At 51.7% G+C, this 14,088-nt stretch carries 8 protein-coding genes; 5 read left to right on the top strand and 3 right to left on the bottom strand.

The genetic code is table 11. The features are described from left to right. Positions 1-18: 18 nt before the first annotated feature. Both pnp and G8759_RS19075 read left to right on the top strand, forming a co-directional pair. A complete protein-coding gene (gene pnp, locus G8759_RS19070) occupies positions 19-2,145 on the top strand; it encodes a polyribonucleotide nucleotidyltransferase (protein ID WP_167210855.1) in 2,127 nt (708 codons plus the stop codon). A 75-nt stretch (positions 2,146-2,220) separates the two neighbouring features. Continuing rightward, positions 2,221-3,084 (top strand): sigma-70 family RNA polymerase sigma factor, encoded by an 864-nt coding sequence (locus tag G8759_RS19075; protein WP_009282104.1) that lies wholly within the window; start codon positions 2,221-2,223, stop codon positions 3,082-3,084. Between the two features lie 249 nt (positions 3,085-3,333). On the opposite strand, the gene G8759_RS19080 is transcribed toward G8759_RS19075, so the two are convergent. The 3 genes from G8759_RS19080 to G8759_RS19090 all read right to left on the bottom strand — a co-directional run bounded on the left by G8759_RS19080 (position 3,334) and on the right by G8759_RS19090 (position 9,328). Beyond that, a complete protein-coding gene (locus tag G8759_RS19080) occupies positions 3,334-4,458 on the bottom strand; it encodes an HU domain-containing protein (RefSeq protein ID WP_167210859.1) in 1,125 nt (374 codons plus the stop codon). Between the two features lie 20 nt (positions 4,459-4,478). Beyond that, positions 4,479-6,161, bottom strand: coding sequence for a TonB-dependent receptor (locus tag G8759_RS19085; RefSeq protein ID WP_167210863.1), 1,683 nt, complete (start codon positions 6,159-6,161; stop codon positions 4,479-4,481). A gap of 107 nt (positions 6,162-6,268) precedes the next feature. Further along, positions 6,269-9,328 (bottom strand): tetratricopeptide repeat protein, encoded by a 3,060-nt coding sequence (locus tag G8759_RS19090; protein ID WP_167210865.1) that lies wholly within the window; start codon positions 9,326-9,328, stop codon positions 6,269-6,271. A 108-nt stretch (positions 9,329-9,436) separates the two neighbouring features. Between G8759_RS19090 and G8759_RS19095 the strand changes: the two genes are divergently transcribed. From G8759_RS19095 to G8759_RS19105, 3 genes are all read left to right on the top strand, one after another. After that, positions 9,437-11,314, top strand: a complete 1,878-nt coding sequence (locus G8759_RS19095; RefSeq protein ID WP_167210868.1) for a M61 family metallopeptidase — start codon at positions 9,437-9,439, stop codon at positions 11,312-11,314. Between the two features lie 106 nt (positions 11,315-11,420). Beyond that, on the top strand, positions 11,421-12,506 hold the full coding sequence (locus tag G8759_RS19100) for an alpha/beta hydrolase (protein ID WP_167210871.1): 1,086 nt from the start codon (positions 11,421-11,423) through the stop codon (positions 12,504-12,506). Between the two features lie 45 nt (positions 12,507-12,551). Further along, positions 12,552-14,039 carry a leucyl aminopeptidase family protein gene (locus G8759_RS19105; protein ID WP_167210874.1) on the top strand — a complete coding sequence of 496 codons (1,488 nt, stop codon included), beginning with the start codon at positions 12,552-12,554 and terminating at the stop codon, positions 14,037-14,039. Positions 14,040-14,088 lie beyond the last annotated feature (49 nt).

Genomic DNA, 14,088 nt, shown 5'->3' on the forward strand with positions numbered 1-14,088 from the left:
GTATCCAAAATCTGTTGTATGTTTCAAATCACCACGCAATCCGTTGCGCTGCCCGACGGGCGGGAAATTACCATCGAAACCGGCAAACTGGCCAGACAGGCCGACGGAGCGGTGGTTGTGCGACTGGGCGACACCATGCTGTTAGCCACGGTCGTATCGAGTAAAGAAGCGAAAGAAGGCGTTGATTTCTTACCCCTGTCGGTTGATTACCAGGAAAAATTTGCATCGGCTGGTCGAATTCCTGGCAGCTTTCAACGGCGGGAGGGTCGTTTGGGCGATCACGAAATTCTGATTAGCCGTCTGGTTGACCGCGCGCTGCGGCCGATTTTTCCGGAAAATTACCACGCCGATACCCAGGTAATAATCACATTGATTTCTGCTGATCCGGATGTTCAGCCCGATGCATTAGCCGCCCTGGCTGCGTCGTCGGCTCTGGCCGTATCCGATATTCCGTTCAACGGACCCATTTCTGAAGTACGGGTTGCGAAAATCGATGGTCAGTATAAAATCAACCCCAAAACGGCGGAGCTTGACCGGGCTACGCTCGATCTGATTGTCGCTGCGACCGAAAAAGACATTTGCATGGTGGAAGGCGAAATGAGCGAATGCTCAGAAGCCGAAGTTGTGGAAGCACTTAAAGTTGCTCATGATGCCATCAAGGTGCAGTGTCAGGCGCAAAAAGAATTAGAAGCCAAGGTTGGTAAAACCCAAAAGCGCGAATACAATCACGAAACGCACGACGAAGAACTTCGGGCGGCCGTTCGTGCATATTGCTACGATAAAGTATTCGAAGTGGCAAGTCGGCAGAATCCCAGCAAAAAAGGGCGTTCTGAGGGCTTTAAAGCCGTGCTTCAGGAATACCTGGCTACATTCCCCGAAGGTTCGGAGGTGAATGTAAGCCTGATCAAAACGTATTTCCACGATCTGGAGTGGGAGGCATCCCGCCGACTGGTTCTTGACGAGCGCGTTCGGTTGGATGGCCGTAAACTCGATGAGATCCGCCCCATTTCAGCTGAAGCGGGTTATCTGCCAGGTCCTCACGGATCAGCCCTGTTCACCCGTGGTGAAACCCAGTCGCTGACGACCGTAACCCTTGGTACGAAAGTTGATGAACAAATTGTTGATCAGGCGATGTTTCAGGGATACAGCAAGTTCCTGTTGCACTATAACTTTCCCGGTTTCTCGACGGGTGAAGTAAAACCCAACCGGGGTGCTGGTCGTCGGGAAATCGGTCATGGTAATCTGGCTCACCGTTCGTTGAAAAAAGTATTGCCACCCGAGTCCGAAAACCCCTACACCATACGGGTTGTATCGGATATTCTCGAATCAAATGGTTCGTCGTCGATGGCTACCGTCTGTGCCGGTACAATGGCGCTGATGGATGCGGGGATCAAAATCAAGGCACCGGTAGCCGGTATTGCCATGGGGCTGATTTCGGACGGCGATAAATATGCGGTATTGTCCGACATCCTCGGCGACGAGGATCACCTGGGCGATATGGATTTCAAAGTAACCGGTACCACCAAAGGGATCGTTGCCTGTCAGATGGACCTGAAAGTAGACGGTTTGTCATACGAAGTACTCGCCCAAGCACTGGAGCAGGCTCGTCTGGGACGGCTTCACATTCTTGGCGAAATGGCGAAGGGTATTGCCGACGTCCGGTCAGATCTGAAATCACACGCTCCCCGGGCTATCGTTATCAAGATTGACACCAACCAGATCGGCGCCGTTATCGGACCCGGCGGTAAAGTCGTTCAGGATATTCAGAAAGATTCGGGCGCGGTTGTTAATATCGACGAGCACGACAACGCGGGTTGGGTCAGCATTTTTGCTACCAACAAGGAAAGTATGGACCGGGCCGTTTCACGCGTGAAAGGGATTGTGGCCGTACCTGAGGTTGGCGAAGTCTACGTGGGTAAGGTGAAAACCATTCAGCCATTCGGTGCGTTTGTCGAGTTTATGCCTGGAAAGGATGGACTTTTGCACATTTCCGAGATCAAGTGGGAACGTCTCGAAACCATGGACGGTGTCCTGCAAGTAGGTGAAGAGGTGACGGTAAAATTGATTGACGTGGATAAAAAGACAGGAAAGTATCGTTTATCGCGTAAAGTTCTTCTGCCGAAACCGGAGAACAAAAATGCGTAAGAGATTGTTACTTTTTCGTGTAATGCAACGTCAAAAGTTAGCGTTATATAGCCACCCGAATCGGGGCAACGTATCATGAGACAGCTAAAAATTTCAAAACAGATTACCAACCGCGAGAGCCAGTCGTTAGACAAGTACTTGCAGGAGATTGGTAAAGTAGACCTGCTTACGCCCGATGAGGAAGTAACGCTGGCCCAGAAAATCCGGGAAGGTGATCAACTGTCACTGGAACGGCTGACCAAGGCTAACTTACGTTTCGTCGTGTCTGTAGCAAAACAATATCAGAATCAGGGTCTTTCGTTGGGTGATTTGATCAACGAAGGGAACCTGGGTCTGATCAAAGCCGCCCAGCGTTTTGATGAAACACGCGGGTTTAAATTCATTTCCTACGCCGTTTGGTGGATTCGTCAATCGATCCTGCAAGCGTTGGCCGAGCAATCCCGTATTGTGCGTCTACCGCTGAACCGGGTTGGTTCGCTGAACAAGATTTCGAAAACGTTTTCTGACCTGGAGCAAAAGTTTGAGCGTGAGCCATCACCGGAAGAACTGGCCGCCGTGCTTGAAATCTCCGCTGCCGAAGTGGTTGATACGTTGAAGATTTCTGGCCGCCACGTGTCAATGGATGCTCCGTTTGTGCAGGGTGAAGAAAACAGCCTGCTCGACGTACTCGAAAACGATGGTGAAGACAAACCTGACTCGGGTCTGATCAACGATTCGCTGCGGAAGGAAGTACAACGGGCCTTGTCGACGCTGACGCAGCGTGAAGCCGATGTGATTACCCTCTACTTCGGTCTGAATGGTGAACATGCCATGACACTCGAAGAAATTGGTGAGAAGTTTAATCTGACCCGTGAACGGGTTCGTCAGATAAAAGAAAAAGCCATACGTCGTCTCCGCCACACCTCCCGGTCGAAGGCGCTGAAGACGTACCTTGGCTAAGCTTCCTGTTTGTGTGTGATGTAAGGCTCCTGCGAATGTGGGAGCCTTTGTCATGTTCAGGAAATTCAAATTGGTTGTTTGGAAAGAGCCAGAAGACTTAAGATGAAAACAAAGTAAACTACGCAGATAGATCAACAGGATTAATTGATGACTATAAAACGTAGCTAAAGTCTTGGGAGGAGATGCTGACCATAACGAAAAAAAAGACCGCTCGATTAAGGGCGGTCTTTTTTATAGACTTGTGTAGATCTAGTTCTTATAAATCCAGGTTTCCGTACCGGCCACCTGACCAACGGCTGTCATATTGGCAACTGCCTCCTCGCGCAGTGCCGAGCCAGCCGCAGCAACCTTATACAACTGCCCTTTCTGGTTCGGGATGATCACGTATGCATCGGTATAACCCGCTTTCTTTAATTGACGTCTCAGACGGAGCGCGTTTCGTTTACTGGAAAAGCTGCCCGCTATAACCGTGAAGTAAGGGCCTGTACGCACCGGCTTTGTGGCAACTATTGGGCTAACAACCGTCTCTGGCTGGCTAACCGGTGCCACGCTGGGTTGCTTGGCAACTACCGGCGCAGGCGTAGAAACAGGTTGGTCTGGGGTTGCAACGGGTTTAGCTTCTGCAACGGCCGGGGCGGTTGGCTCTGTTTTCGCCTGATGAATAACAACTGGTTTGGCTGTTTCTTTTCGGTCAGCTGAACGATCGACGAACGAAGCCGGAAGGCGAAACAGGTTTGCCGGATCCAGACTACTTTGCAGCGATTGACCGGGCTTAATCACGGACGAATAACTAAACAGGCCCAATGAACCGATCAGCAAAGCCGCTGCCGCTATGCGCCAATAAGAACGGGCAGGGCGAAGCGGCTCTATAACTGTATCCTCATCCCGAACCAGAACCGGGCCAATTGCCGTAATGGGTATGGCATCAATGGCAGGTTCAAGTAGCGACTGGCTCGTCACTAATTGGGCTGAAATAGCACTCATGCCGTAGGCTTCACCGAAAAAATTGTGCCGCAGACTGGGGTCAAACTGAAGCCGGCCTTCGTCATTTTGCGTGAACGTTCCGACACCTTCCAGTTCGAAACGACCCGTTTGATCGACCTGTTTCCGAAGTTCACCAACAAAGGAACTGATGTGCCGTTGAGCACCTTCGCGGGTCAGGGGCTCATGCAGCATGATATAATTGGCAAGAATACCATCGTCTAACCGCAAAGCCTCGTTGAAAGCAACGCGTTTGCGGGGAGGCAGGTATAAACCACTGGTTTCCGTAAAGGATGCCGGTTGGTAGTGGGTCAGAAAGGCCCCCAACTCTGGTACAACCACACAGTCGTACTGATACAGCAACTTTTTGAGATAGTCATTGACGGAAGCCATAGTCTGTTCGTCGATGGAGGTTAGAATGAATAACTAATTCCTCCGAGAAAGTTAAGGCCTTGCGACTGATAATACAAATAGCGTTCGTAATTCTGGTTAAAGATATTATTTAACGAGACAAAGGCAGATACCTGTTTCCCTAGGAAATAGTCAATTTTAATGTTGGCATCGTAGATCGGTTTTAGGGTATAGACGGTGTTTGACGTAAAGTTTTTGTTTTTGATGCCCTCATAAAAATACAAATCCGCCGTGATGAATAATTTTTTATTCAGAACGTATGAGTTGGTCCATGTACCCGCAAATCGGGGGCGGCCCCAGGCCTCCTCTAGCCGATCTAAACCGTAGCGGAAGAAGTCTCCTTTTAGCGTCGAGCGGAATTTATCCTTCTGTGCATAAGCAAGCTGGCCGGAAATGGTCAACACCCGCGAAATGCCGCCATCATAAAGGACAAAAAACTTGGTCGAATCCGGGAAGGTATTGTTAAATGTTGAAAAATCCCGGTAACTGGCGTAGGAGACTTTCCCCTCATACGAAAAACCGCCACCGAGTGCTCCTTTTGAACCACCGTAGATATCCAGAGACTTAACGGTGTTAACTAAAAGTACTTGTGGAGCTAACCACTTGTTTTCGCTTAATAATGAGCGCAATGTGTTTCGGTTAATATCACCATCAACGCCCGCAAAGAAATGGATGTTGGCCACCGGAACCACATCAATATCGACCACCGGGAAAGCCCTGGTATTATTGATGCCCTGCCGCTGATCCGTTTGATTGACCGCATTGAGTCCCGCCGTTATGGTAAACAGGGAAGACGTGTATTTGAAAGTTGGCTTTACCCGGAACAGATTCCGGTTGTCGACGATCGAGCCATCGGAGCGCTGGGTTACGTAGGCGTCGGCGGCCACGAGCGCAAAGACATTGTCGGTGATGCCCAATGAGCCGTTGAAGTTTGTCCCCCAATCCGTTTCGGAGGCATTGAACCGATCGCGAAGAGAGGTTATACCAGTACGCAATGAATAATCGATGGCGTTTTCCGAATTGGCATTTTCGATGCCGAGCCGGACGTTAACGGTATTCAAGCGCTGTTTGATCAGGTCCGGATTGAACGCCGATGAGGCTGCATACTCGCGGCTGTAACCGTAAAAATTATAGGCATTCCGGTCGAACCCTACATCGGCCTGTAGTTTAAAGGCGTCGGTCAGGTATTTGCCCGTTATCTTAACCTTGGTATCGCTTTGGGACGAATTCTTGCCGTCGACGGGGCCAAGGCCCGACGAGAGATGCCTGACCGATCCTTCCAGCGACAGATTCGACAGGTTGTTGATCCCCACGAAGCCTTCGCCCAGGAACGAACTGTAGTTACCGGCGCCAACCTTTACATAATTACTGAAGGCGGGTGTATCATCAGGCTGAGTCATGGCCGGAGCCAAAACACCCGGCGTAATGCGCGGATCGCCGACGGTCAGTTTCCGGTCTTCAAATTCATAGGTCAGCTTCCGTTGTTCGGCCGATGCTTTAACGGATGGAATTTTGTTGAACAATCGATTGGCAGGCGGAAGCTCGATCTTCCGGCTTTTTTCGACCGTAATTTCCTGATTATCTACCTCACCTTCTTTAACCGGCCGGGTTGGCTTCGGCTGCTGCGCAAACAACGTAGCCGACAGCGAAAGAAAGGAGAGGGTGAGTAGGGGACGATATGTCATAGTGAAGCGTGAAAAAGTAGTGAAGAAGGACACATTAAAAGTGAAACCTAAGCAGTTTCGGGGTACTTACTGGTCTTCATTCCTGATGCGTCATTCGTCACTCTTCATTAATTTTTGTTCTCCAGGCTCGCCAGCTTTTGTTTGGCTTCGGCGATAATGGTTTCGTCGGATGAGTTTTCGATGATTGAGTTCAAAACGGCTTTGGCCTGGGCTGTTTCGTCCTGGGCGACATTATTGTCGGATACCAGCATGAAGGCTTTCCCTTTCCAATACTCAAATTCACTGAATTGCTCGTTGAATTTTAAGAGCGTAGCAACCGATTCTTTGTATTTCTTCTGCCGATAGAGTATATCGCCGAGATAATACTGGGCTTCCGCTCCATTTACGTCTTTCGCCAGGGCAATGGTCTTGTCGAAATCAGCCTGAGCCGTTTTGTAATCGCCTTTCCCGAAGGCTACCTTGCCCAGCATTAACTGTGCCCGGTTCTGCGCACCCGCTACCACGTTCCCGGCTGCCAAAACCTCGCGGGCAATGGCAGCTGCCGAATCGGGTTTCGGCATCGCAAAATAGGTATCCATCAGGCCGAGTTGGGCAGCAACCTGCTCCGCTTTACTGCTTGCTCTGGTTAAGATGACCTGGTAATTCCGGATGGCACGCGGGTAATTTTTCTGCTTGCTTTCCAGCTCAGCGGCTCGTGTGGCCGACCGGACCAGAAACTCCGATTTATTATCCGCAATAACCAGGTTATAATACCGTAACGCATTGGCTACATCGTCGGTCTGGCGGTATGATTCGGCCAGGTAGTAGCGGGCTTCGTTGGTATTCGGACTGGCCGGATACTCCTGCATGAAGGTCAGCAGGGATTGAATCGCCTGCTGATATTTCTGGTTCGAATAAATGTCTTTCGCATTCTCAAACTGCACCCGCTCCACATCCGTGCTGGCCGGATTCGACTTTTTATACTGCCCCAGCACCTGCGAAAACTCTTCGGGACGACCGGCGTCGTTCAGTGTATTCTGGATACCGAGCAGGGCACTTTGCGCCTGATCGGATTCGCCGAAATCGTTCAGAATTCGTTTGTAATCGGCAACGGCGGGATCGTACTGCTGAATGTTTCCATAGGCAATCGCCCGCTTGAGCAGGGCTGCCGGAACGAGTTTGCTGTTCGGTTTGCTCTCGATCAGCTTCGAAAAGCCGCGGATGGCCACCTGATAGGCTCCTTTCTCGAAATCGACATTCGCCGTTTGAAACAACGATTCGTCGACAAAGCGCGAGTTCGGATATTGCCGCTGCACCTGGTCGAACTGCGCCTTTGCTTCCGCATCCCGACCAACATAACTCAGAATGACCGCTTTCTGGTAAGATGCATAATCTTTGTCCGGTGCGTTCTGGGCAATGGCCTGATCGTAGTAACGCATGGCGTTTTCGTACTGTTTGGTGGCGAAATACGAATCAGCCAATCGAATCGTAGCGTCCTGTACCTGCGCTGCGTCTCCGGCACTACTGCCCCGGCTCACAAAATCGCGGAAATAGGTCTGGGCGCGGGCATAATCCTTTTTGTTGTAATACGCATAGCCTAGACCGTATAAACTTTTACTACCATAGTCGCCCGCATTTTTCGAGATGCTGGCGTAGAGCGGAATCGCCGTATCGTATTGTTTTCCGGCGGAGTAGGCTTCCGCTTTCCAGAACTGAGCGGCCTGCTGAAGCTCAGGATCGATCGGGAATTTCAACGATTTATCCAGATTGGCGACGGCCTGCGGGTACCGTTCCGCGTTAAAATCACTAACGCCCTGGCTATAGGTCAGTCGCTGGTAGGTCGCGTTGATCTTAGGCGTCTTCCGTTTTAACCCCTCAATGTAGGCAATGGCCGCGGGGTAATTATTGGAGGCAAAGTAGGCTTCACCGACCAGTTCATTGGCTTCATTCTCGAATTTACTATCGGGATACTGCTTCAGAAAAGCCGTGAGTTCTTTCACCGCATCGGACCCATTGTTCTGATCCAGTTGCAGTTTCGCGTGATTGAACCGGGCTTCCTCCTGAATCTCACGGTTAAACGAGAGCCGACCCGCCTGATCGAACGCGTTTAGCGCATAGGTTGGGTTCTGCGTCTGCAAATAACTAACTCCGAGCGTATAAGCCGCATATTGTGCCGTTGTATCTTTACCCCCCGCCAGCGATTTCAGCTGCGTGATCGCGTCATTGTAGGCGCCCGTACGAAAGAGCGACTGGCCATAGCGGAACTTCACGGCGCCCGGTGTTTTGGCGCCGGCGGCACTGATGTACTGTTTATAGTACGGAATCGCTTTGGCAAACTGGTTTTGCTGGTAATACACCTCAGCGGTAAACAGGGCTACTTCACTCAGCCCGGCACCATTATTTCGCCGGAGCAGGGGTTCGGTATAGGCGAGCAGGTCGTCGAACCGGCGCTGGCGATAGAGCGCATGGGCAATCCAGTTCGGAACCTGATCCTTGTAGATCGGGTTCGATTCGACGCGCCGGAAGTCGGCAACGGCTTCGTTGAAATTTTTATTCCTGAAATTAATGACACCGGCATAGTAGGATGCGGCCGGTGCATCGGTCGAACCGGGGTCTAGTTTTACCTCGTTGAGCAGGGGCAAGGCCCGCTGCAAATCCTGAGTGTTGTAATAGGAGAGGGCCAGTTGAAATTTAAATTTCGAATTGGCTCCACCCTGGGCAACGGCCTTTTCCAGGAACGAAATGGCTTTGGCGTAATCCTGGCGCGTATAATAGTACGTACCCAGATCGCCATACAACTGGCCGGCTTTGGGGTGCTCGCTGTGGTTTTTGACAAACCGGTCCACTAATACCTCCGCACCGGGTTCGTCGATATACAGACTGGTCAGGGCGATGTAGTATTCGGCCTCCACCGCGTTCTGATCGCTGGTATTGAGCAGCGTACGGGTGCCATCACCGCGACGGGGTTCAAGGTATTGCCGGAATTCGTAGCGGGCTGCGGCATAATTGCTTTTCTCGAACAGTTCCAGACCATTTCGGTAGTGATAGTCGGGTTCGGAGTAGCTCTGGGTTCGCTGGGCATGGGCCGGCAGCAGGGTAAGCAACCCAAGAATCAGGGAAAACGACAGCCAGTCCGGTAAAAATCGGAGCGTTTGGCATTGACCCAGTTGGGTGATTGAATAGGGCATAAACGAAATGAACGGTTGTGAATGCTTGGAATGCGTCGTAGCTTCGCCGATAAATTGGCAAATATCACGTCAAATCTGGACAAAAAACGAAGGTATTCCTGTTTCCGTATGAAAAAAAACGCCCGGCTCCTGTATTTACTTACTGTCTGGACATTTTTTGTTGTTTTTCCATCAACGGCCGCTCTCCGATTCGCTGATGACGAAAACCCACCCACTGCTTTGCCATCCATCACCTATGTGCTGTCCATGCCGGAACCGCAGACGCATTATTTTGACGTGGAGTTGCAGTTGAAAAATAGTGCAACCGCCACCAACGCGAAGAATAACGGCTATGTCGACATAAAAATGCCCGTCTGGACACCGGGCTCGTATCTGATTCGGGAATACGCTAAAAATGTTGAGGCTTTTACGGCCACCAGCACCGGAACGGATAAAATCGTACCAAGCGAAAAAATTCGCAAAAATACCTGGCGTGTCTACTCGACGGATGATAACCTCACGATTCGCTATCGGGTTTATGCCAATGAACTGACCGTTCGGACGAGTTTCATCGATATCGATCATGGATACGTAACCCCGGCCAGCATGTTCATGTACCACGATGCGTTGAAAAACCTGCCGCATCGCGTCATTGTCCAGCCCTATAAAGACTGGAAAGTCGTTACCACGGCACTGGAACCCGTTTCGAGTCCGACGGCCCGATATGCCGGCTTTACCTACGAAGCCCCCGATTACGATCTGCTGGTCGATTCGCCCATTGAGATCGGAAACCAGCGCACGTTTGGGTTTACGGCCTCCAATGTACCGCATACAGTGGCTATGTTCGGGGATGTGTACTATGATGAACAGCGGTTGGCGGCCGATTACAAGCGGGTTTGTGAGGCTGCCGCAACGGTCGTCGGGGAGCACCCCTGCAAACAGTATACGTTCATCGTTCACCATATTCCACAGGGGGGCGGGGGTCTGGAACACCTGAACTCGACTACACTCGAAACCTATCGGACTGCTTATTCGACCGAGACGAATTACAAAAACTTTCTGACACTGGTTGCCCACGAATATTTTCACCTCTGGAACGTGAAGCGTATCCGTCCGGTGGCACTCGGGCCGTTCGATTACGAGAATGAGAACTACACGCACATGCTCTGGTTGTCGGAGGGTTGTACGTCATTCTACGAGGATAACATCCTGCGCCGGGCCGGTTTTCACACGCCGGAGGCTTACCTGACCATTGTGGCCAACGACATTGGAACCATCGAGAATCAACCGGGAGTGCGCGTGCAGTCGGCGGCTGAATCAAGCTGGGATGCCTGGATAAAAGGGTATCGTCCGAACGAAAATTCGACCAATACGACCATCTCGTATTACAGCAAAGGAAGCGTATTGGGAACGCTGCTGAACCTGTCGATTCTGGCGGGCACGAATGGCGAGCGGAGCATGGACGATCTGATGCGCTATCTCTATACGGAATACTACAAGAAACAGAAGCGGGGCTTTACGGACGAGGAGTTTCGCAAGGCCGCCGAGCAGGTGGCTGGCCGTAAACTCGATGATTTCTTTACCATTGCGGTAAATAGCGCCGAGTCCATCAACTACAACGCCTATTTTGAACCGGTAGGCCTGCAATTAGCGAATGTCGCCAGTAAAACCCAGGATGGTTTCCTGGGTGCAGCAACGAGCCCGGCTAATGGCAAAGCAACCGTAACCAGCGTTCGGCGAGGATCAGCCGCGTATACCGATGGACTGAATGTAGGCGATGAGATCATTTCCGTGGATGGCCTTCGGGTCGGTGATGATCTGTTGCGGTTTGTCAGTGGTCGGCGCGTGGGTGATGTGCTCAAGGTGCTCGTCAACCGGTCGGGCATTCTTCGGGAATTAAGCATCACGTTGACCCAGAATCCGTTGGCCAGCTACCGACTCCAGCCACTGGCCAGTCAAACGCCTGCTCAGAAAGCGCTGTATAACAAATGGTTGTTTATCAAGTAGCGCTGAATTGCTAAACCAGCAAAAAAAGGCCAGGCACTTCGCCTGGCCTTTTTTTGCCATAATTCCTTAGCCTGTCCTACCTTTGTCCGCGCATCAACACGAATCAATGCCTCCACCGTTACGCTTTGAACTCACGACACCCGTTCAGGATGACCGGCCGGTTTATCTATCCGGTAACTTCTGTGATTGGTATCCCGATATCGACGCGTTCCGGTTGTGGCCGACGGAGTCGGGTGGGTATGCCCTCGATTTTCCGACGGGAGTACCCTTGCCCGATGTGCTGGAGTATAAATACACGCGGGGAGGCTGGGATCAGGCCGAACTGGATTCGGCAGGCGATGTGCCGCCGAATCGGATAAGCCGTCGAAAAATCGGTACCCGACGCGATTATGTGCCCCACTGGCGGTGGTTTGGCCGCTCCTTCAATCCGGACTTTTTGCCGAAACTTGGCCTGCTGGCCCCGGATTTTGCGATTCCGCAATTGGGAACGACGCGCCGGGTTCGCGTTTTAGTCCCTCATGACTATGATCACTCAACCAAACGGTATCCCGTGCTTTATCTCAATGACGGCCAGAATCTGATTGGGGCCGGGTCGGAATATGGTAGCTGGGAGATTGATCGTCGGCTGGCCGTGCTGGCATCGAGACACCACCACGAACTGATCGTGGTCGCCATCGATCATGGGGGCGTAAACCGGGTTCGTGAGTTTACCCCTGAGATGACAATGGCCGGAACCGGTGACGGTCGGAACTACCTGGATTTTCTGGTGCGAACGCTGAAGCCGTACATCGACTCGACATTTCGGTCGTTGCCGGATGCGGTCAACACCGGAATCGGTGGCAGTTCACTCGGGGGACTGATCAGCCTGTACGGTGGGCTTTTGCATCACCATATCTTCGGACGGCTGCTGGTTTTTTCGCCGTCGCTCTGGATTTCTAAAAACGTTTTGTCAGAAGCTGCCCGGTTCCGGGCTGCGGAACCGACAAAAATATACGCCTTTGGTGGCGCCAAGGAATCTAAATTCATGGTTCAAAGCCTGAAACAATTGATCGACGCATTCCGGAATTCGCCCGGCCGGAACCGCATCGAAACACAACTGCTTATTGATCCGAAAGGGCAGCATAGTGAATCATATTGGGGCCGTGAGTTTCCGAACGCCGTGGAATGGCTATATTTCGGCACAATGCCCTGAGTGAGGAAATGAAATGTAGCAACTGAATTTATCGCTTGACTTGCTATGCAGATTGTCGTACAGTCGCAGGCCGTTTCGGCGGATGCGCACATTATCCCGGTCCGTAAAACCGAGGAGTTAGCCGAAACACTACGTGCGATCGCGGACGCACATGGATTGCCCGCGTCGATCCTACAGGCAGATTTTAACGCTGATTTTCAGGAGTTTTTGCCGATCTATCAGCCCGGCGGTCAACGCACCTATTTGCTTGGCCTTGGAGAAAAGCCCGAATCGATCGACTGGCTTAAAGCCTTTCGAAAACTGTTTTTTACCCAGAAAGACCGATTGCCACAGCAGGTTAGCGTGGCAATGACGGCTTTTGACGGGGAAGTTGTCGAAGCAGTTGTGCTGGGTATTCGCGCAGGCGGCTACGATCTTCGGCTCTATCAAACCGAGAAGAACGATCCGTCGGCCTTTTACGCAGCCGATGGAGTTCTTACCCTCCATCTTACCGAGGATTCACTGGAGGAGGCACGACAGGCGCTTACACAGGCGGAAGCCATAGCGCAGACGCAGCGCGAAATGCTTGACCTGATGAATGCGCCTGCTAATTATAAAAATCCGCAGACACTGGCCAACTGGACCCGTCAGTCGGGTCTGACTCATGGCTACGCCGTGACGATTCTCGACAAAGCCGAACTCGAACGGCAGGGGCTGGGGGCTTTACTCAGCGTGAGCCAGGGGAGTGAGGTTCCACCCGTATTGATCATTGCGGAGTATAAACCTGACGTGACCGATCAACCGGCGGATCAGCCCCTGCCTACAGTGGGTCTGGTCGGGAAGGGTGTTACGTTCGATACCGGTGGTATATCAATTAAGACGTCGGCCAGCATGCACCTCATGAAAAGCGATATGGGGGGCGCAGCGGCTGTGCTGGGTACGGTTGAGGTCGCGGCTAAATTGAAACTGCCCGTTCATGTGATTGGGATTGTCCCATCGACGGAAAACAGCGTCGATGGGCGTTCGACCAAACCGGGGGACGTCATTACGTCGTACAGTGGCAAAACCATTGAAATCATTGATACCGATGCCGAAGGGCGGGTGATCCTGGCGGATGGGCTGGGGTATATGGTTCGTAATTTTAAACCCGACGTACTGATCGACCTGGCTACATTGACGGGAAGTGTCATTGCCGCGCTTGGTTACCACGCAGCTGGACTCTTTACCCCGAATGATGCATTGGCCGCTGAACTCACAGCTGCCGCTGATCAGACGGGAGAACGTATCTGGCGGATGCCCGTCTGGGATGTCTACAAAGAAGACATTAAATCAGACGTGGCCGATCTGAAAAACTTTAGCGGAAAACCCATTGCCGGGTCCATTAGTGCGGCCAAGTTTCTGGAAGTATTTTCCGAGAAGCACCCTGCCTGGGCACATCTCGATATTGCCGGCATGGCCTTTGCGGATACCGAATTCGGTTCACAGAAAAATGCCACTGGATTCGGCATCCGGCTGCTGATCGATTATCTGCAACGATTGACAGAACGTAAGTAGCTGGTTGTCGGAGCGTCATTTACTAATTGGCCGGCCTGGACGTGCATAG

The sequence above is a fragment of the Spirosoma aureum genome (assembly GCF_011604685.1).
Taxonomy (GTDB): domain Bacteria; phylum Bacteroidota; class Bacteroidia; order Cytophagales; family Spirosomataceae; genus Spirosoma; species Spirosoma aureum.